The following is a 20,352-nucleotide window of genomic DNA, read 5'->3' as shown; positions in this document are numbered from 1 at the left end:
GCGCGCGGCCTATTTCGGCATGTCCAGGTACTCGAGGGCATACCCCATGAGGAGGAAGCCCACGACGGCGAACAGGATCGCCGCGAGCACATAGACGATGGTTCGAAGCGTTCGCGCTGGCGGCGGCGCCGGAGGCCGCTGCTCGATCGGCTCTGGCTCACCGGCGGTGGTGGGCCCCAGGCTCGCCGAGCCCATGCTTGGCCGCACGGGTTTGTAGACGAGCGTCGGACCCTGGCCGGTCGTCGACCCGCCCGAGCTGTCCTCGGAGAAATCCGGGAGCGTCCGCGGCGTCACGGGGTGGGACACGAGCGGGGGCACGAGCTCTCGGGCCACGTTGTTGAGCACCATGGTGCCGTTCGGGCCGGTCCATTGGACGGGCGCCACCGCCGTCTGTACGCCCGGCGCGCGCCCGCCAGGCATGTACGGCGGGAGCTGGCCCTCGTTCTGCGTGAGCGGCGGCTCCACGAGGGGGTGGGCCGCCCGCTCAGGCTCGCCGTGCGGGCGCACGGCCTCGACCCGCGGTTGCGCCCCCGGGTCGGTCGCCGTGCGGATCAAGATGGGGTCGACCGGCGGCACCGGGAGCTTGACCGCGCCGGAGGACGGGGGCTTGTAGCTCTGGTGCGCTGGCGGGATGGGCGAGCTGCGCGCATGGCCGGAGGCGCTGCTTGCCGGCAGCGTGGAGATGGGTGAGCCGCTGACCGGATGGCTGGAGCTCCTCGCGGGCCGCAGCTCCCGCCAGGCGGTGAGCCCCTCGAGCGCGCTCTGGAAGCGGTCCGCGGGCTCCCGCGCCAGCCCCTTCGCGAGGAACGCCTCGAGCCGCGGGTCGACGGGCCCATCCATCGCCTCGGCCAGCGTCCGCGCGGCGGTCTTCTGCTTCATCTCGACCATGATGAGCAGGTTGCGCGCCTGGTAAGGCAGCTGGCCGCTCATCGACTGGTAAATCATCGTGGCGCAGGCGTAGATGTCCGCGCGGTGGTCGACCGTCTTCGCCTTGCCGATCTGCTCGGGCGGCATGAACGAGAACGTGCCCAGGCTCTGGCCCATCTCGGTCAGGGTCTCTGCTCCCATCTCCTTCGGCAGCTTGGAGATGCCGAAGTCGAGGATCTTGACCCGCTTCGACCCGTCGGGGCGCGCCTCGATGTACACGTTCGACGGCTTCAGATCGCGGTGGATGATCCCCGCGCGGTGCGCGTCGGCGAGCCCCATCCAGACCTGCTCGATGATCGGGTGAAGCTCCTCGAAATCGATCGGTCCCGTCCGCTTCAGCCGATCGATCAGCGACTCGCCCTCGAGCAGCTCGAACACGAGGACGATGCCGTGCTCGGGGTCCTCCTCGACGTCGAGGATCTCGGTGACGTGATCGCTGTTGATGGATCCCGCGGCGCGCGCCTCGCGCCGGAACCGCTCGGCCGCGGACGACTTGGCCTTCGACTCCGCGCGCAGGAGCTTGATCGCCACCTGACGGCCGGTGCGGATGTTCTCCGCGGCGAACACCTCGCCCATGCCGCCGCGGCCGAGCTGGCGGATGATGCGATACCGGTTCGCAACGACGGTTCCAGCTTCGAGCTCCAAGCGCGCCCTCGCCGCAGAGTATCCTCCGCGCCGATGCAGAGGATCAAATTCTCCGGCGCGAACGAGGTGATCCGACCGTAAGCCGCCGGATGCCGGTCGTGGGCCGCCGTCGCTCTTCCCGGGGCCGAGCGCGGCGGAAGAGCCGCAGGATCGAGCTCTTCCGTGGGTTCTCCTCCCCTTCGCCGAGGAGCAGGCGCCGCCCCGTCGCGCGCGGTGTCCTCGCGTCGGTCGCAGGGGCACGGCCGCGCCCCTGCGCCGCCGCGGGGCTCACTCCTCTTCTTGCTGGCGGAGCTTCGCCATGACGCTCAGGTCCTCGAGCGTCGAGGTATCGCCGGTCAGCTCTCGACCAGCGGCGACGTCCTTCAGGAGCCGGCGCATGATCTTGCCGCTGCGGGTCTTCGGCAGGGCGTCCGCGAAGCGGATCGCGTCGGGGCGCGCGAACTTGCCGATCTCCTTGGCGACGTGCTCGCCGAGCTTTGCCTGGAGCTCCGGCCCGGCCTTCACCCCCGGCCGGAGCGAGACGAACACCACGAGCGCCTGCCCCTTGAGGTCGTCCGGGCGACCGACCGCGGCCGCCTCTGCGACGGAGGGGTGAGACACGAGCGCGCTCTCGATCTCGGCCGTCCCGATGCGGTGGCCGGCCACGTTCAGCACGTCGTCGATGCGGCCGACGACCCAGAAGTAGCCGTCGTCGTCGCGGCGCGCGCCGTCGCCGGTGAAGTAGCAGCCCTCGATGTCGCTGAAGTATGTTTTGCGGAAGCGCTCGTCGTCGCCCCACACCGTGCGCAGCATCGACGGCCACGCCTGCTTCAGGACGAGCAGCCCGCCCTCGCCCGCCGCGACGGGCTTGCCGTCCTTCGTCACGACCTCGGGCACGACGCCGAACATCGGCAGCCCGGTCGACCCCGGCTTCGAGGACGACGCGCCGGGCAGCGTGGTCATCATGATCGAGCCCGTCTCCGTCTGCCACCAGGTGTCCACGATCGGGCAGCGGCCGCCGCCGATGGTCCGGTGGTACCAGACCCACGCCTCGGGATTGATCGGCTCGCCGACCGAGCCGAGGAGCCTCAGGCTCGACAGATCGCTCTTCGCGGGCCACTCGTCGCCCTGCCGCATGAAGGCGCGGATGGCCGTGGGGGCGGTGTAGAGGATGGTGACCCCGTGCTTCTCGATCAGCCGCCAGAAGCGGCCCCAGTCGGGGAAGTTCGGGGCGCCTTCGTACATGAGGCACGTCGCGCCGTTCGAGAGCGGGCCGTACACGATGTAGCTGTGGCCCGTCACCCAGCCGACGTCGGCGGTGCACCAGTAGACGTCGTCGTCGCGCAGATCGAAGACGTACTTCGTCGTGACGTGCGCGCCCACCAGGTAGCCGGCGGTCGTGTGCAGCACCCCCTTGGGCTTCCCGGTCGAGCCGCTCGTGTAGAGGATGAAGAGCGGGTGCTCGGCGTCGACGACCGTCGGCTCGCAGGCCGGGGCGGCCCCGGCGAGCAGGTCGTGCCAGAAGACGTCGCGGCCCTCCGTCATCTGCACCTCGCAGCGCTCCTTGCCGAGGTGCTGGTACACGACGACGCGCGTCGCGCTCTTCGCCTCCGGCTGCGCGAGCGCCTTGTCGACGGTCGCCTTCAGCGGCACGACCTGCCCGCGCCGGTACGCGCCGTCCTGCGTGATGACGAGCTTGGCCTGGCTGTCGTGGATGCGGTCGCGGAGCGCGTCCGCGGCGAAGCCGCCGAACACGACGGTGTGCACCGCGCCGAGGCGCGCGCACGCGAGCATCGCCACGGCGACCTCGGGGACCATGCCCATGTAGATCGCGACCCGGTCCCCCTTCTCGATGCCCAGCCGCTTGAGCGCGTTGGCGAGCAGCAGCGTCTCGCGGTGGAGCTGGGCGTAGGTCAGCGTGCGCGTGGCGCCGTGCTCACCTTCCCAGATGATGGCGGCCTTGTTCTTGGTGGCCGTCGTCAGGTGTCGATCGAGGCAGCTCTCCGTGACGTTGAGGGTGGCGCCGAGGAACCACTTGGCATGCGGCAAGGACCAGTCGCTGGTCGTGGTCCACGGCGTGCGGAACACGAGGTCGCTCGTCTCCCGGCGCCAGAACGCGTCCGGCTGCTCGATGCTCTCGCGGTAGAGCGCCTCGTAGGTCGCCTGCGCGCCGACGCGCGCACGACGCGAGAACTCGGCCGGCGGCTCGAACCGGCGCGTCTCCTTGAGCAACGACGTGATGGCATCCTGCGACATGGTCACCCCTTGAGGGGACGGCGGCAGCCGATCCCCGGCTGACGTTGAAGGGGACGGCGGCAGCCGATCCCCGGCTGACGTTGAAGGGAACGGCGGCAGCCGATCCCCGGCTGACATGATTATTGAAGAGGACGGCAGCAGCCGATCCCCGGCCCACGCTCCCCGCTGGAGAGCGCGGCGAACCCTCGACGACTCGCCGCGAGGGCGTGCGAGGATACATCCGTCAAGCGGCAGAACAAGGATGGAACGAGCGGCCGGGATCGGCAGAGGCCGATCACCAGAACGCATAGCCGGCGTGCAAGCTGCCTCCCAGCTGCAGCAGCACGGCCGAGTAGAGCGTGACGTCGTCCTCGTCGCGGTTCTTGTAGCTGATGCCGCGCGACGACTGGAAGTAGCTGTCGAGCGAGAACCCGAGGAGCACGCCGCCGAGGTCCAGCTCGGCGCCCACCTCGGAGAACACGAACGCGTTCACCCCGGCGGCCTTCTGGCACAGGCCATTGCAGATGTCTCCGTCCTGCGTCTTGATGCTGTCGAACTTCACGGAATCGTAGGTGAGACCGCCCCCGATCGAGCCCACGAACCGCCAGGTCTGCCCAGGGGTCATCAGGCGGACGTTCAGCCCGAGGCGCGTCGAGCCGAGCGTGTAACTGGCGTTCGGGTAAGCGGGGTCGTCCGAGCCGGTCGCGATGTTCGCGTACTGGAGCATCACGTCGAACGCCGCGGGGGTGTTCACGCGGTATCCGACCCGGATCGAGCCAGCCCCCCCGCTGTTCGCCTCCGGCGCCGGGAAGGCTCGCGGGTGGCCGAGCGGCCAGAGCAACGACGCGGCGCCGATCACATAGTAGCCCTGCGGCGGGAGCGAGAGGGGCACCGGCTTCGGCGGAGGGGGCAGGGGCGGCGTGAACGGCTGCGCCGCCGGGGTCGCGGGGGCCCTGTCCGGGACCAGCGCGAGCTTCACCTTCTTGTCGCGCTCGCCGCTCACCACGGTGACGCTCTCGTCAGCGCTCGCGTGCCCCTCGGCGCGCGCGCCGATGCGGTGCACCCCCGGCCCGAGCTCCACGACCCGCGTCCCCGAGGACGAGGGGGGCTGTTCCTCGCCGTCGATGATCAGCGTGGCGGTCTGTGGGCTGAGCTCGATCGTGAGATGGGCGAGGAGCGCGCGCATCTCCTCGATGGCGCTGCGCGCCGTCTTCTCGTCGCCCTCATCCATCGTGTCGCGGTGCTGCGCGAGCGCGCGCTCGAGCGCCGCGATGGCCCTCGGGTAGTTGAAGAGGGCCTTCTCGGCGAGCGCGATGTTGAACAGGGGGCTGGCCTTCGGCTTCTCCTTGTAGGCCGCCTCGAACTCGACGACCGCGGCCCGGTAGTTCCTGTCCTGGAACAGCTTGATGCCGTTCTCCATGTGCTGCCGGTACGGCTCGACCTGCGCGAGCGCCGGCGAGAGCTGCACGGCCAGGCCGAGCGTCGCCGCGCAGAGCGCCAGCGTGAGTCGTCCGTGTGATCTGCCCAATCCCGCCTCAGTCGACCTTGAGCTGCAAACCAGCCGCGACCCCCGCCGGCTTCGGCGTCGCGACCACCGGGGCGGCCTGCGCCGGACCGGCGGCCTTCGCCCCGGCGCCCGTGCCCCTGGGGCGCGCCGCGAAGGGGAGCGCCGTCGCCTTCTTCGGGATCGGCTCGGCTTTAAGCGCCGGGGCGGGCGCCGCGGTCGCGGCCTCGGCCGCAGGCGGCGCCGGTGTCACCGCCGGCAGCGGGTGGAGCAGGACGTCGATCGGGGAGCTGCCGTCCTGGAGCGTCACCTCCTTGTCCACGGGCGTGTAGCCGGAGGCCTCGATCCGCACACGCTTCGTCTCGCCCGTGCGGCCGCGCAGCGTGCGGTCGGCCAGCGCCGCGCCGTCGACGGTGAAGAGGGCGCCCTCGGCGTTCGTCCGGAGCTCGACCGAGACCTGGGTGGGCAGCGCAGGCGCGGTGGCCACCGTGCGCGCCTCCGGCGAGCGGCGCGCGTGAAGGACAGCGCCGGCGAGCCCGCCAACCAGCGCGATCAGCGCCACCGCGGCGAACGCGAGCCGCCGCGGGCCGCGCGCGCCCGTGGGCCCGCTGCTCGACCAGCCCACCTTCGAGCCGCTCCCGTGCACCTCGAGCGTCGGATCCAGCCCGATGCTCGGATCCCCCGGCGTCTGCTTCGCCGGCGTCTGCCCGAGGGCGCCAGGAGCGCTCGTCGTGTGCGCTCCGAGCTCGTCGCTCGAGCTGCGCCGTGACGCAAGGAGCCCGCCGGCGCCGGCGACCAGCGCGTCGAGGAAATCTCGCGCGGAGGAGAACCTCGCGTCCCTGTCCCGCGTGAGCGCCTTCGCGATCACGCGCGCGATCGGCTCGGGGACGGCCGGGTTGCTCATCCGCACGTCGAGGGCGTCCTTCATGCAGATGTTGACGATCACCTGCTCGTACGAGCTGCCGCTGTGCGGCGGGTGTCCCGTGAGGCACTCGTAGAGGATCGCGCCGACGGCCCAGAGATCGGTCCTGCCGTCCACGTCGGGCATCGCCTGCGCCTGCTCCGGCGACATGTAGAACGGCGTTCCGAGCACCGTGCCCTGCCGGGTCAACGTGTGGGCCGGAGCGCCGTCGGCGCGGCGCACCTTCGAGATGCCGAAGTCCAGGATCTTGGCGAAGTTCGGGTCGTCGTCGCGGTCGACCAGGAAGACGTTGTCCGGCTTGAGGTCGCGGTGGACGATGCCCGCCTCGTGGGCGCGGTGGAGGCCGCGGAGGAGCTGCGCGGTCACGTGGAGCGCCTCGCCGAGATCGAGCCTGCCGCAGCGCCGGATGCGGTGGCCCAGATCCTCGCCGCGGAGCAGCTCCATGACGAGGAAGGGGATGTCGTCGGCGAAGCCGGCGTCGAAGATCTCGACGATGTGCGCGCTCTCCACGGCGCTCGCCGCCTGCGCCTCGCGGTGGAACCGTGCCACCGCGTCCTTGTTCTGCGCGAGATCGGCGTCGACGAACTTCATCGCGACGCGCTTGCCGATGGCGGTATTCACCGCCTCGTAGACCGTGCCCATCCCGCCACGCCCGATCGTCCGTACGATTTCGTACTTCTGAACCCGCTTTCCGACGAGCGCCCCCTCGACCAGCTGGGTCGCTGCGGCGGTGGTGTCGGTGCTGCTAGGCATGGCGGTTCGACGTGGGGGAAGCGGATGAAGCCCGTGAAGCCCTTTGGACGAACCGCATCAAAGAAAGCTGCGCCCCGTCCCCGCGCGGCAGCTTATCACCTCCTCACGCCGGGGTGCACCTTCGCCGGCGGGGCCCGAGGGGTGCGTCCGACGAGGATTCTCCGTCGTACCTCTGCCACCCTCATCCGCCTCAGCGCGGCATGGGAGGTGCGTCTGCGCTCGGCGCCTCGCCGAGGCGCGGATCGAGCCCCCCCTCCTTGTCCAGGGCCGAGAGGTCGCTGAATCCGCCGATGCTGGCTCCATTGATGAAGATCTGAGGAACCGTCCGCTGCCCGGAGGCCTTGACCAGCCAGGCGCGGAGGTCATCGCGGTTCTCCACGTTGATCTCCGTGAAGCGCGCCTGCTTCTGCGTCAGCAGGCGCTTCGCCATGGCGCAGTATGGGCAGTAGTCGGTGACGTAGATGGTGACTTCGGCTGCTTGCATGGGCATCTCGTCCTCTTTCCTTTCCCGGGCAGGCCAAAGATGCAAGCGCACAGGGCTCCACCTTGCGGTAGGCTGCGCGCATGGCCGAGAAAGAGGGCACGATTCACCTCGATCGCTATACCGGCGACGCGAAGCAGGTCGTCGCCGGCGCACAGCAGATCGCGGACGAGCGCCAGCACGCGGAGGTCACGCCGCTGCACCTGCTCATGAGGTTGCTGGAGCGCGATCGGGGCGTGTCCGAGGTCTTTCGGCGGGCGGGCGCCGACCCGAACGAGGTGCTCCAGCTCGCCGAGAACGCCCTGAAGAAGCTGTCCAGGGCGGGCAGCAGCGGTGTTGCGTACGTGAGCCCTCGCCTGCTCGATCTGCTCGGGCGCGCCGAGCGGGAGGCGACCCGGGACAAGTCGCAGAACGTGGGCATCGAGCACCTGTTGCACGCGCTCGCCCAGGAGATCCGCGGGCCTGCCGGGGAGATCCTCTCTTCGTTCGGCATCGGTCCGGGAGCGTTCCGGCCGCACCTCGGGGCGCTGGAGGCGGCCTCGCGGGAGCCCTCGCCCGCGCCGGCCAACGCGGCCGAGCCGGGTCAACCCGCGCCCTACACGCGGGACCTCGTCGCGGACGCGCGCGAAGGGCGGTTCGACCCGGTCATCGGCCGTGACGTCGAGGCGCGCCGCTTGCTGCAGATCCTCGAGCGGCGGTTCAAGAACCACCCCCTCATCGTCGGCGAGCCCGGCGTGGGCAAGACCGCGCTCATCCGGGGCCTGGCCGACCGGATCGCGCACGGCGACGTGCCCACGAACCTCGCGGGCGCCCACCTCTACGAGCTCGACACCGGCGCGCTCGTCGCCGGGGCGAAGCTCCGCGGGGAGATCGAGCAGCGCCTCAAGGTCCTGGTCGATCGGCTGCGCGGCGAGCAGGACGCGGAGAGCATCCTCGTCGTCGAGGATCTCGACGCGCTCTTCGGCCAGGGGGTGCAGGGCGCCGGCGTGGGCGAGCTCCTGAAGCCGCTCCTGTCGCGCGGGGAGATCCGGATCATCGCCACGACGACGCCTGAGGGCGTGCGCAAGATCAACGAGCGCGATCCCGGGATCATCCGGCGGTTCTCGACGATCACGCTGGAGGCGCCGAGCATCGATCAGGCGACGGAGATCCTGCGCGGGATCGCCACGAAGTACGAGGCCCACCACCGCGTCCGGGTGGGGGAGAGCGCCATCACCTCGGCGGTCGCGCTGGCCAAGCGGTACATCTCGGATCGCGCGCTCCCCGACACGGCGGTGGACCTGCTCGACGAGACGTCCGCCCGCAAGCGGGTGGAGGTCGACGGCGTGCCGGCCGAGCTCGACACGCTGACCCGGCGTGTCGACGCGCTCCGCGCCCAGATCGCCGCGCTCGCGGACGACGACGACAAGCTCAGCGTCCAGACCCGCACGCGCCTGGAGGCGGAGCTCGCGGAGATCGAGCCGAAGGCGTCGTCGATGCGCAGCCGCAACGCGTCGCGCCGCGGCGTCATCGCGGCGTGCCAGGCCATTCGCCGGGAGCTCGTCGCCGCGACGGAGGCCTTGAAGGCTGCCCAGCGCGACAAGGCGTTCGCCAAGATCGGCGAGCTCGAGCACGTCACGCTTCCGGAGATCAGGCGGCGGCTCCAGGCCGCGGAGGAGGCCGCGCAGCGGGAGGGGGTCGCGCCGACCTCGAACGTCGTCGCCGAGTCGGACGTGGCGGCGACGCTCAACGACTGGACAGGCATCCCGGTGGCCAAGATGCTCGAGGGCGAGGCCGAGAAGCTCCTCAAGATGGAGGCGCGGCTCGCGCAGCGGGTGGTGGGTCAGGATGAGGCGGTGCGCGCGATCGCGAAGGCGGTGCGCCGCGGGCGCGTCGGCCTGCGCGATCCGGGCAAGCCGATCGGCTCGTTCCTGTTCCTCGGTCCGAGCGGCGTCGGCAAGACGGAGCTCGCGAAGGCGCTCGCCGAGTTCCTGTTCGACGACGAGCAGGCGCTGACGCGCATGGACATGAGCGAGTTCATGGAGCGCCACATGGCCCAGCGCCTGATCGGGGCGCCCCCGGGCTACGCGGACAGCGAGCAGGGCGGCTTCCTCACCGAGGCCGCCCGGCGCCGGCCGTACAGCGTGCTCCTGTTCGACGAGGTCGAGAAGGCGCACGCGGACGTGTTCAACCTGCTGCTCCAGATCCTCGACGACGGCCGGCTCACCGACGGCCGCGGGCGGCTCGCCGACTTCTCGAACACGGTCGTCATCATGACCTCGAACATCGGGTCGAAGCGCGTGCTCGAGACCGACGCCAAGCTCTGGACCACGGAGGACGGGCGCGAGGCGATCCGCGACGTCCTGCTCGAGGAGCTGCGCGGGTTCTTCCGCCCCGAGTTCCTGAACCGGGTCGACGATATCGTCGTCTTCAAGGCGCTCAGCAAGGAGGACCTCCGGGGCATCGTCGACATCCAGCTCCGTCGGCTGGAGCAGCTGCTCACGGACAAGGACATCCGCCTCTCCCTCACGGACGCCGCGAAGGCCCGGCTCGTCGACCTCGGTTACGAGCCGAGCCTCGGCGCTCGCCCGCTGAAGCGGGCGATCCTGCGCGAGCTCCAGAACCCGCTCGCCGAGACCATCCTCGCCGGCGGGTACCAGCCCGGCCAGACGATGCAGGTCGACGTGGTCGACGAGAAGTTCGTCTTCACCAAGGCGTGAGGGCGAAACAGGCGCGCGGTACGCGACGAGCGGCGTGCGCAACCCGCGCCGCGACCGGGCGCGCGGTCCGGGCTGCGCTTTGCCAGGGGCTTTCCAGGGCCTTGCCCACGCCCGGAGGCCGCGGGCGTCGCTCCGGCGAAGAACCTGGGCGACGCCGCTGCGAACCACTTGCCAAGCCGGAGAAGGTCCGTATACTGCCGCTCCCTCGCTCACCGGGTCCTCCGAACGAGGGCCATTTGCGTGGGTATGGCGAGGGATCGCGGTCCCCAGGTTGAGGAAGACGCACCATGTACGCGGTCATCAAGACGGGCGGCAAGCAGTATCGGGTCGCCGAAGGTCAGAAGCTCCGGGTTGAGAAGCTTGTCGGCAATGCCGGTGACAAGGTCACCTTCAGCGAGGTGCTCCTCGTCGGCGGTGACTCTCCCAAGGTTGGCAAGCCCCTCGTGAGCGGCGCTTCCGTCGCCGCCGAGATCACCGGGCAGGACCGCGGCAAGAAGATCGTGGTCTTCAAGTTCAGGCGGCGGAAGAACTACCGCCGCAAGAACGGCCATCGCCAGCCGTACACCGAGCTCAAGATCACCGGCATCACCGCCTAGCAGGAGAAGTAGAGATGGCTCACAAAAAAGGCGGCGGCTCCTCCAGGAACGGCCGCGACTCAAGCGCACAGCGCCGTGGGGTCAAGGTGTATGCCGGGGCGCCCGTGCGCGCTGGCAACATCCTGGTCCGGCAGGTCGGCTCCTCGATCCACGCCGGCCACAACGTCGGCACCGGCCGCGACTTCACGCTCTTCGCCCTCGTCGACGGCGTCGTCACGTACGAGTGGAAGTCCAACACCAAGAAGCAGGTGTCGGTCTACCCGGCTTCCTGAGCCTTCCTCACCGGGAGGGCGTCCTGAACCGTCCCATCCCGTCCCGCCTGCTGCGCTCCACGCGCTTCCGAGCTACTCAAGCGCGGTGACGACCTACAAGCTCCTCGCCCTCGACGTCGACGGGACCCTCGTCCGTCGTGATGGGTCCATCCACGACGAGGACCTCCGCGCCATCCAGCGGCTCCAGGATGCCGGCGTCCCGGTCTCGATCGCGACCGGGCGTCTGTACTCGGGGACGCGCGAGGTCGCGCGGCGGATCGGCGTGCTCGGCCCCATCGCGTGTGTCGACGGCAGCCACATCGTGCACACCGAGGGCGACGCGCACCTGTACTCGCGCACGATCTCCGGCGCCGAGGCGTCCCTCCTGCGCTCGATCACCGAGCGACACGCGACGGCGTCGTTCCTCTTCGCGCAGGACAGCATCGTCCACGACGCGACCGGCGCGCCGCACGTCCACTATGTCCGGGGCTGGTCGCACGCCATCGCCGAGGTCGAGCGCGTCTCGTCGCACCCGTACTGGGAGCACGACCACGGCCTGCTCGCGCTGGTCGCGCTCGGGACCGAGCTCCAGGTCGCGGGGGCCGTCGAGGAGGTCCGAGCCGAGCTCGGTGAAGCGGCCTTCGTCGTCTCGTTCCCCCTCATGAGGGACGACCAGACGAGCCTCTTCGCGATGATGGTCCGGGCCGCTGGGCCGACGAAGGGCACGGCGATCGCGTGGCTCGCGGAGCACCACGGCTGCGAGCTGTCGGACGTGGTCGTCGTCGGCGACTGGCTCAACGACGTGCCGATGTTCGAGGTGGCGGGGCGATCGTTCGCCATGGCGCAGGCGCCCGAGCAGGTGAAGCAGGCGGCGACGGATCGCCTGAACGCCGACGGCCTGGTGGGCGGCGGCATCGCCGAAGCCATCCGCCGCGCCTTCGGTCGCTGAGCGCCGGCAGACGGGGAGCGCCGAGGGCAGCGGAGGAGCGCCGCTCAGCGCCAGCGCCCCCCCACGCCTTGCTGCGCGTCAGGCCTTGCGCTGCGCCGGCTGGGCCGCCGCGGCGAGCTGCTGCTGCTGCTGCTGCAGGTACTGAGCGACCGCGCGCGACCGCTCGATGGCGAACTGCTTGACCTCCTTGTTCGGAGAGCCCGCGAGGGCATTCAGCAGCTTGGTCACCTTCTCGAGCTGGCGCGACTGGAACAGCGCCTCGAAGTAGTTGTTCGCCAGGCGCACGTCGCGGCTCATCTTCGCCTCGTGCGGCTGGAGCAGGCGGACCACCGCCTCGAGGTCGTTCTTCTGCCCGTAGAGCGCCGACAGGCAGAGCAGCGCCAGCGGGTTGTCCGGGTTCTGCGCGACCGCCTTCTTGGCGTACTCGACCGCCTTGTCCCGCGTCTCCTCGTTGGCCGCGTAGAAGCCCTGGATCGCGATGTACGGCGCGGCCGTCTTCTTGTCGGCCGAGAACTTCTCGATCGCGGCGACCGCGCTCGCCTCGTCGCCGCGCTGCTTCTCGTACTGGAAGAGGTAGGCCCACGCGTCGATACAGTCCACGTCGATCGCGAGCGCCTTCTCGATGAACTCGCGCTCCTTCGCGTCGTCCTTCTTCGCCTGGTAGAGCTTCGCGAGGTGCAGCGAGGGGTAGGGGTTGTCCTTGAGCAGGTTCTGCGCGCCCTTCAGCGTCCCCTCGGCCTTGTCGTGCTTGTCCTGCGAGAGCTGCGCGATGCCGAGCGCGAGCCAGTCGTCGCCCGTGCCGCCCTTCGCGACCACCTTCGAGAGCACCTGCTCGGCGCGCGCCAGCCGGTTGTGCTTGAGGAGCTCCTGCGCGTAGATGCGCCCGCGGTTCAGGTCGTCAGGCTGCTCGGTCCAGTGCTTCTCGAGCCCCGCGAGCAGGTCCTCCAGGCCGATCGCGATCGGGCGCCCCTGATCGTCCTGCACCTGCACCGCCGGTCCGTTGAAGCCGAGGAGCTGCCACATCTGCTCGAGGGTCACCGCCGCGGGACCCTGCTCGAGCAGGCCCTTCAGCTCGTCGGTCGGCTTGTTCATCGGGATGACGATGAGCGCGTTCCCCGGCACGCCGTTCGGAAACGCGCTCACGGGCGCGACGATCGCCGCTCCTCCGGTGATGTTGAGCCCACCCGCCTGCTGCTGTCCGTTGGTCGTCATCGTCGATGCTCCGAGATCTCTCCCCCACGCGCGCCGAGGCGCAGGCATCGCCCAGCCTCGCCCCGGTACCCTGCGCGCCGTAATGATGGGGGCCGTAGTTCGTGTAGAAGGGGCGCGAACGCTAGCAGGGAGGGCCCAGTCGGGCAACGGGGGAGCTCGGAGCGCGCGCGGCCTCATCGCGGCCATCGCGTTCGGGTCAGACGCGCTTCCGCCGCTTCCGCCGCTTCCACCCGTGAATCCGCGCGTCGCGACCGTGAACCTCGCCGCGGTTCCCGCGCTCGAAGCCGGCTGCGCCGCTGCGGTTCGCGTCGCCGTCGCCGCCTCGCGGTCGCTCGTGTGATCCCTGTCGTGCTCGCTGTCGCTATCGCCGTCTCGGACGCCCATCTCGCTCGCCCTCTCCCTCGCCGCGCGCCGTCCTAGTCGAGTCGTGGGCCGGCGGCGAGGGGTGCCTCGAGCGTGCGCGCCGATCCAGCGCGCGCCGGCGCGCCGCGACGCAGCCGCTCCGCGAGGTGCGTGCGGCGCTCCTCACGGCGGGTCTCCGCCAGCGCCAGCGACACGGCCCGCGGATCCGCCACGAGCACCACGAGCCGCTTTCCGCGCGTCACCGCCGTGTAGATGAGGTTGCGCGACAGCATCACGAAATGCTGGGTGAGGATCGGCACGATCACCGCCGGATACTCGCTCCCCTGGCTCTTGTGGATGCTCGTCGCGTAGGCGAGCGTCAGCTCGTCGATCTCCGCTTCCTCGTAGCTGACCTCGCGATCGTCGAAGCGCACCTGGAGCTTCCGCTCCTCGGTGTTCACGTCCGTGATGAAGCCGACGTCGCCGTTGTACACCTCGCGGTCGTAGTCGTTGCGGAGCTGCATCACCTTGTCGCCGAGCCGTAACGTCCTCGCGCCGCGCGTGACGCTCGGACCCTCGGGGTTCAGCGCCGCCTGCAGCCGCGCGTTCAGCGTGATCGCCCCCGCCTCGCCCTTGTGCATCGGCGTCAGGACCTGGACGTCGCGCCGCGGATCCAGCCCGAACCCCTTGCCGATGCGCTCCGTCACGAGGTGGAGGATCAGATCCGCCGCCGCCTCGGCCTCGATCCGCTCGATCACGTAGAACTCGCCGCCGGGCCCGCGCGCGCCCTCCGGCGGCTCGCCGTCGTGGATCCGGTGCGCGTTCCGGACGATCAGGCTGCCCTCGGCCTGGCGGAAGATCTGCGTGAGCCGCGCCGTGGGCACCTCCCCGGAGGCGATCACGTCCCGCAGCACCGCGCCCGGCCCCACCGACGGGAGCTGATCGACGTCGCCCACCAGCACGAGGCGCGCGGCGTCGGACGTCGCCTGCAGGAGCGCGTCGGCGAGCGCCAGATCGAGCATCGACGCCTCGTCGACCACGATGGCCCCCGCCTCGATCGGCCGGCCTCGCTGGCGGCCGAACTTGCGCTGCTTGGGATCGAACTCCAGCAGGCGGTGGAGCGTGACGGCCTCGCGCCCCGTCGCCTCGCTCATCCGCTTCGCGGCGCGGCCCGTGGGCGCGGCGAGCCGCACCGGGAGCCGGGCGCGGTCGAAGAGCGCCAGGATGGCCCGAACGATGGTCGTCTTGCCCACGCCCGGGCCGCCCGTGATGACCAGCACCTTGTTCCGCGCCGCCTGCGCCACGGCGTCGCGCTGTGCAGGCGCCAGCGAGACCTGCGTCTTCGCCTCGAACGCGGCGATCGCCGCGTCGACGCCCTCCACGAGGCGCGCCTCGGGCGCCGCGTCGTCCTCGTCGTCGCCCAGCAAGGAGCGCATCCGGCGGGCGAGCCGCACCTCGGCCTCGTGGAGGTCCTTCGGATAGACGGCCACCTCGCCGGTCTCTAGCGTCTCGACCCGCACATGGCCGCTCGCCACGAGCGCGTCGATCGCGCTGTCGACCTCCGCGGCGTCGCGCTCGAGCATCGCCGCGGCGAGCTCCGCGAGCTCCGGCCGCGCCGCCAGCGTGTGGCCGCGCGTCGACAGATCGACCAGCGTCTGCAGCACGCCCGCCTGCGCCCGCTCCGGCGAGTCGGCCCGGACGCCGATCGAGCGCGCGATTCTGTCGGCGGTCTTGAAGCCGATGCCCCACACGTCGAGCGCGAGCCGGTACGGGGAGCGGGAGACGATGTCGATCGCGTGGGGGCCGAACCGCTTGTAGATGCGGCTCGCCAGCGCCGGGGAGGCGCCGTGCGCCTGGAGGAAGATCATGATGGCCCCGATCGCCCGCTGCGCCGCCCACGCCTTCGCGACGGCCTGCGCGCGCCGCTGGCCGAGCCCGGGGACCTCGGCGAGCCGCTCCGGCGACCGGTCGAGGATCTCCAGCGTCTCCGCGCCGAACGCCTCCACGATCCGCTTCGCGTACGCCGGGCCGATGCCCTGCACCATGCCGGACCCGAGGTAGCGCTCGAGCCCATCGAGCGTGGCGGGGGCGATCGGCAGCAGGGTCTCGACCTTGAGCTGCTCGCCGTGCTTGGGATCGCGCTCGTAGCGCCCCGTCGCGCGCACGCGCGTGCCCGGCCCGACCGGCGGGAGCACGCCGACCCAGACCTCCGGCGGGGCGCCGGGGGTGACCTCCACCCGCAGCACCCGGAAGCCGCTCGACTCGCTCTCGTACGTGACGCGGACGACCTCTCCCTCGACCGTCGCCGCCCCGTTGCCCGCCACCTCCCGGGCCGAGAAGAGCTTCTGCTGGCCCCCACCGCCCGGCTGCCGCTCACCGGTCCCGCCCGTGCGCTCGCCGCGGTCGTCGTGGCGCGGCGCGTTGTCCGGCCCCGGCGTCGGCGCCGGCGCGGCTGCCCCCCGGGCCGCCCGATCGGGGCGGCCGCTCCGCTGGGACGGTTGCACGAGGGCAGCATGTAGCCGCCGGCGCGGCGGCGGCAACGTCCTCGTGCGCGGACGCGAGCGCCGCTGCAAAACATCGCGCAACGCCGCATGGCGCCCCGTAACCTGGGCTCACGCTGAACGCACGTCGCGTGGAGCGCGCCGCACGCGAGCGCGGGGCCGCGGTTGGCGTCGCTCCCTCGCGTCAGTATAGTGGGCCCGCGATGGGGCGCAGCAGCTTGGTTTCCGTCCTCTGCGCCCTCCTCCTCGCGGGCTGCGCCGGGAGGGCGCCCGAGGCGGCGCGGTCCAAGGACAGCCTGCTGCGCGTGGCCTCCGGGGTGTCCCCGGAGCAGCGCGGCGCCTCGCCTTCGCCCGCGCCCGGGACGCCGGCGGAGGAGGCCGCGCTCGCGGACGCCCACGATGCCGAGGTCGACGACGACGGCGGTGAGGTCGACGACGGCCTGGAGCTGCCGGCAGATCCGGGCACCGGGGCGAGGGCGCACTCGCCGCTCTCGGCGATGACCGAGGCCCAGATCGAGGAGCTTTTCTCGAAGGACCCCGCGGCGCTCGGGCCGATGTCGCTGGGCGCGACCAACGCGGGCGCGCTGTTCAACGGCGTCCGGATGCCCGAGGGCGATCGGTGGGAGCTCGTCGATCCGGCCCACGCCTGGGGGACGCGCGAGACGATCGACGCGCTCGACCGGGCGATCGCCGAGGTGCACCGGCAGTTCCCGGGGAGCCCGAAGCTCTACATCGGGCACATCAGCGCCCGGGAGGGCGGCCGCCTCTCGCCGCACAAGAGCCACCAGGCCGGGCGCGACGTCGACATCAGCTATTTCCTCGACGCCCGGCACCGCTGGTACCAGCGGGCCACGGCGGCGAACCTCGATCGGGAGCGCACCTGGGCCTTCGTCCGGGCGCTCGTCACCGAGACCGACGTGGAGCTCATCCTCATCGACAGCAGCGTGCAGCGGCTGCTCAAGGAGCACGCGCTGAAGATCGGGGAGGACAAGGACTGGCTCGACGAGGTCTTCCAGCTCGGGTCGAGGAAGCTGCGCCCGCTCGTCCGCCACGCCCGCGGGCACGCGAACCACATCCACGTCCGGTTCTACAGCCCGATCGCGCAGGAGTCGGCCGCGCGTGCGTATCCGCTGCTCGTGAAGCGCGGGGCGATCAAGCCCACGTCGCAGTACGTGCGCCACACCGCGAAGAAGGGGCAGACCCTGGGCTCGCTGGCCCGGCAGTACGGCACCACCGTGGAGGCGATCAAGCGGGCCAACGGGCTTCGATCCACGGCGATCCAGGCGAAGCGCGTCTACAACATCCCGCGGCCGTCCAGCGGCCCCGCCGCGCCGCCGAAGCAGGTCGTCGTGCCGCCGCGGAGGCTGCCCCCGCCGAAGGCGGCCGACGCGCCTCCGCCGCCGGCGCGCCACGGCGAGCCCGGGCCCGCGCTGGACGGCTGAGCGGCGGGAGGCGCGCCGCGCCCTGCGGCCCGCCCGCGGCGCGGGGGCCGCAGGGGTGCCGTGGACGCGGCTTCAGTGCTTCACGTCGACGACGAGCCGCGCCGGCTTGGTCAGCTCGAGGACGCGGTACCGGTTCGGCGACGAGACCCCGAGCACCCAGGTCACCTCGGCCTCGAAGTCGCACGTCCGCTCGATCTCGCGCGCCACGCCGAGCGCGAGCTTCCGCTCGCGGAACGGGACCGTGGCGTTCCCCGCGTCGTTGTGCGCCGCCGCGGGGGTCATCCGCACCGCGAGCCATCCGTCGCCCGCGATCTCCGTCACGTCGCCCGAGCCGCACTGGCGGACCGGCTTGTCGATGTAGTCGATGTGGTAGCCCGGCACCGCGTCCCCCTCGAACTCGAACACGACGCGGTCGTAGTGCTCGTGCCGGGCTGCCCGTACGTCGCGCAGGACCGCGACCTTCGCGGCGGCGCGCGGCTTGTCGGTGGCGCCCGCGGTGCCCTCGAACGCGTCGGTGCTCGTGGGATCGGCCTCCTTCGGTGGCCGCGGCGTGGGCGGCGCGTCGTCGACCGCCGGCTCGGCGGAGGCGCGCGTGTCGATCGGCGTGACGTTCGGCATGGGCTGGGCAGGCTCGCTGCCGGCGCCGTTGCGGCAGCCCGCGGCGAGCGACACGGCGGCGGCTGCGAGCAGCAGGGCGGCGGTCCTCATGAGGTCCCTTCCATGGTGCCGCGGCCTCCGCGCGTCCACCGAGACGCCGACGCGCACCGCGACGCGGCGGCGCTCGCGCGGGCGGGGCGGCCGGCGCGCCTCGAGGATCACCGCGCCGAGGCCCGCGCTCGGCTCAGGATGGCCGCGAGCCGGGGCACGATCTCGTCCACCGCGCGCTCGCCCTTCACCGAGCCCTCAACGCGGAGGGGCGTTCCCCGGCCGTCCTCGCCGGGCACGACGAAGAGCGGGATCATCTCCGACGCGTAGCCGGCCTCGGCGAGCCGCTCTCGATCGCGGTCGAGGTCGAACTCCAGCAGGCGCAGCGCAGGCAGGACCGCGTCGAGCTGGCCGGCCTTCACCGCGTCGTGAAACCTCGTGCACGGCTCGCACCAGGGCGCGCCCACGTAGACGACGAGCTCGCGGCCCTCCCGCCGCGCGCGCTCCCGCGCCTGCTGCACCAGCGCGGCGAGCTCGCCGCCCTCCGGCGCCGGCTCGAGCTCGGCCCGCAGCGCCGCCGGCCGCGTGGCCCCGCTCCCGGCGGCCGGCTGCGAGGTCTCTTCGCGCGAGCAGCCGAGCAGCGCCGCGAGACAGAGGACCAGCCCAGCGCAAACCGACCCCTTCCTGCCATGCGCGTTCACGTCGTCGTTTGCCTCTCGGCCACGGTCTTTGCTCAGGGCCGGCCGCGCTGCCAGCGATCAGGGCAGCACGAGCTTGAGCGAGAACACGTAGTCGACGTTGACGCCTCGACGGGCATGGGGGCGGCCTGGACGGCGGCAGGGGTGCTCGTGGCGTCCGGCCTGCGCCAGCCGAGCGCCAGCACCAGGCCCCCGCCGACGATCGCCGCCACGAGCGCGACCAGGTAGAGGGACACGGTCGCGTGACGGGGCGGGGCGACGGAGCCGCTGAAGGTCGCGGGGGCCTGCGGCGGAGAGAGCGAGTCGAGCTGCGCCGGGCGAAGCGACACGAGCGGCTCGCTGGGAGAGGGCGAGAAGGCCGAGATGCGGAGCTCCGAGATCGACGACGCGGAGGGCAGCGCGCCCCGGGGCTGCGCCAGGGACAGGCGGTCCGGGACCGAGGCCCGCGAGGCGTCGGTCGGCTCGCCCGCCGCGCTCTTCAGCGCGGTGAGGCACTCCCTCATCGACTGGAAGCGCCTGTCAGGGCTCTTCTCGAGACACCGCATCACGATGGCCGTCATCGCCGGCGACACGAGCGCGCCCTGAGCGCCATCGGCGAGCGGCGGCGGCGGCTCGCTGACGTGCGCCATGAGCGTCGCCGAGGCCACCTTCCTGTCGAACGGCGCCCTGCCGCAGAGCATCTCGTAGAGCAGGACGCCGAGCGCATAGACGTCCGCGCGCGGCGAGAGCTCGTGGCCCATCGCCTGCTCCGGAGCGGTGTACTTGGGAGAGCCGATGAACAGGCCCCTCTGCGTCAGCTCGTCCAGCTGCCGCCCCGAGACGTCCTTGACCAGGCCGAAGTCGAGCACCTTGACGAAGTCCTTCTCGTCCTCCTGGTCGACGAGGAGCACATTGCCCGGCTTGAGATCCCGGTGCACGAGGCCGAGGCCGTGCGCCTCGGCGAGCGCGCGGCAGATCTGCCGCGCGATCCGGCCCGCGCGCGCCTCCGGGAGCGCGCCCTCGTCGTGGAGCACGCGGTGGAGCGTGCGCCCGGCGATATACTCCATGGCGATAAAGTAGATCCCGCGCGGATCGTCCCGGCCGTAATCGAAGACCGTGACGGAGTTCGGGTGGGTGAGCCTCGCCGCGGTCGCCGCCTCGCGCGAAAAGCGTCGAAAGAACTCCGGATCTTGCTCGAGGCGCTCATCGGGGAGGAGCAGCTTGAGGGCGCAGACCCGGCCCAGCGCGAACTGCTCTGCCCTGTAGACCCTGCCCATCCCCCCTCGCGCGATGAGCGAGATGATCCGGTATCGATCGGCCATCGTCGCGCCGATGAGGGGGTCTTGACCGCTGCTCCTGGCCGCGCCCATGGTCTTTACTATATGCGCGATGACGGGCGCACCGCCACCCCAACTCGTGTGTTCTGGCCGACTGCGCGGCTCTGGATCAACGATGCGGCTTGGATCGTACGGCGGTGGAGCGCGAGCGACGCGGCGAGTTGCCGACACGTTTTCCTGACGGCCTCGTCCCATGGGTCCGCCGCGGTTAACCAGCGAGCGCCGAACCATTGCGATCCGGTTTCGCGCGGCCCG

The 20,352-nt window shown here is 71.5% G+C and carries 15 protein-coding genes; 5 read left to right on the top strand and 10 right to left on the bottom strand.

Annotated elements, in window-relative coordinates; translation table 11 throughout:
* Positions 1-9 precede the first annotated feature (9 nt).
* The 5 genes from WME73_RS43980 to grxC all read right to left on the bottom strand — a co-directional run bounded on the left by WME73_RS43980 (position 10) and on the right by grxC (position 7,449).
* The gene (locus WME73_RS43980; RefSeq protein WP_437854174.1) at positions 10-1,572 is read right to left on the bottom strand and encodes a serine/threonine protein kinase; all 1,563 of its coding nucleotides are present in this window, start codon (positions 1,570-1,572) and stop codon (positions 10-12) included.
* 267 nt (positions 1,573-1,839) lie between these two features.
* Complete coding sequence (gene acs / locus WME73_RS43975; protein ID WP_437913484.1) at positions 1,840-3,807, bottom strand: acetate--CoA ligase; 1,968 nt, start codon at positions 3,805-3,807, stop codon at positions 1,840-1,842.
* Between the two features lie 274 nt (positions 3,808-4,081).
* On the bottom strand, positions 4,082-5,314 hold the full coding sequence (locus tag WME73_RS43970; protein WP_437742256.1) for a hypothetical protein: 1,233 nt from the start codon (positions 5,312-5,314) through the stop codon (positions 4,082-4,084).
* A gap of 7 nt (positions 5,315-5,321) precedes the next feature.
* A complete protein-coding gene (locus WME73_RS43965) occupies positions 5,322-6,965 on the bottom strand; it encodes a serine/threonine-protein kinase (RefSeq protein ID WP_437913483.1) in 1,644 nt (547 codons plus the stop codon).
* Between the two features lie 190 nt (positions 6,966-7,155).
* Positions 7,156-7,449, bottom strand: a complete 294-nt coding sequence (grxC, locus tag WME73_RS43960) for a glutaredoxin 3 (RefSeq protein WP_044966993.1) — start codon at positions 7,447-7,449, stop codon at positions 7,156-7,158.
* An 80-nt stretch (positions 7,450-7,529) separates the two neighbouring features.
* Here grxC and WME73_RS43955 point away from each other — a divergent pair, with 80 nt between their 5' ends.
* From WME73_RS43955 to WME73_RS43940, 4 genes are all read left to right on the top strand, one after another.
* The gene (locus tag WME73_RS43955) at positions 7,530-10,145 is read left to right on the top strand and encodes an ATP-dependent Clp protease ATP-binding subunit (protein ID WP_437742254.1); all 2,616 of its coding nucleotides are present in this window, start codon (positions 7,530-7,532) and stop codon (positions 10,143-10,145) included.
* Between the two features lie 287 nt (positions 10,146-10,432).
* Positions 10,433-10,741: a 50S ribosomal protein L21 gene (gene rplU / locus WME73_RS43950; protein ID WP_437712533.1), complete on the top strand. Its 309-nt coding sequence runs from the start codon at positions 10,433-10,435 to the stop codon at positions 10,739-10,741.
* Between the two features lie 14 nt (positions 10,742-10,755).
* Positions 10,756-11,013: a 50S ribosomal protein L27 gene (gene rpmA / locus WME73_RS43945; RefSeq protein WP_272102141.1), complete on the top strand. Its 258-nt coding sequence runs from the start codon at positions 10,756-10,758 to the stop codon at positions 11,011-11,013.
* 85 nt (positions 11,014-11,098) lie between these two features.
* On the top strand, positions 11,099-11,941 hold the full coding sequence (locus WME73_RS43940) for an HAD family hydrolase (protein WP_437742253.1): 843 nt from the start codon (positions 11,099-11,101) through the stop codon (positions 11,939-11,941).
* Positions 11,942-12,019: 78 nt separating this feature from the next.
* Here the strand turns inward: WME73_RS43940 and WME73_RS43935 are convergent, their stop codons facing one another.
* Positions 12,020-13,153, bottom strand: a complete 1,134-nt coding sequence (locus tag WME73_RS43935) for a tetratricopeptide repeat protein (protein WP_437742252.1) — start codon at positions 13,151-13,153, stop codon at positions 12,020-12,022.
* A gap of 416 nt (positions 13,154-13,569) precedes the next feature.
* Positions 13,570-15,999 carry an SF1B family DNA helicase RecD2 gene (recD2, locus tag WME73_RS43930; RefSeq protein ID WP_437742251.1) on the bottom strand — a complete coding sequence of 810 codons (2,430 nt, stop codon included), beginning with the start codon at positions 15,997-15,999 and terminating at the stop codon, positions 13,570-13,572.
* Between the two features lie 200 nt (positions 16,000-16,199).
* On the opposite strand from recD2, the gene WME73_RS43925 reads away from it, so the two are divergent.
* Positions 16,200-17,438 (top strand): LysM peptidoglycan-binding domain-containing protein, encoded by a 1,239-nt coding sequence (locus tag WME73_RS43925; protein ID WP_437913482.1) that lies wholly within the window; start codon positions 16,200-16,202, stop codon positions 17,436-17,438.
* 72 nt (positions 17,439-17,510) lie between these two features.
* Here WME73_RS43925 and WME73_RS43920 read toward each other — a convergent pair whose 3' ends face one another.
* From WME73_RS43920 to WME73_RS43910, 3 genes are all read right to left on the bottom strand, one after another.
* Complete coding sequence (locus tag WME73_RS43920) at positions 17,511-18,146, bottom strand: AMIN-like domain-containing (lipo)protein (protein WP_437913481.1); 636 nt, start codon at positions 18,144-18,146, stop codon at positions 17,511-17,513.
* Between the two features lie 107 nt (positions 18,147-18,253).
* Complete coding sequence (locus WME73_RS43915; RefSeq protein WP_437913480.1) at positions 18,254-18,784, bottom strand: thioredoxin; 531 nt, start codon at positions 18,782-18,784, stop codon at positions 18,254-18,256.
* Between the two features lie 32 nt (positions 18,785-18,816).
* Positions 18,817-20,130, bottom strand: a complete 1,314-nt coding sequence (locus tag WME73_RS43910) for a serine/threonine-protein kinase (RefSeq protein ID WP_437913479.1) — start codon at positions 20,128-20,130, stop codon at positions 18,817-18,819.
* Positions 20,131-20,352 lie beyond the last annotated feature (222 nt).

It is taken from the genome of Sorangium sp. So ce302, from assembly GCF_051530145.1.
In the GTDB taxonomy this organism is placed as follows: domain Bacteria; phylum Myxococcota_A; class Polyangia; order Polyangiales; family Polyangiaceae; genus Sorangium; species Sorangium cellulosum_B.
The sequence above is the reverse complement of the archived record's forward strand: the minus strand, read 5'-3'. Positions and strand labels throughout refer to the sequence as shown.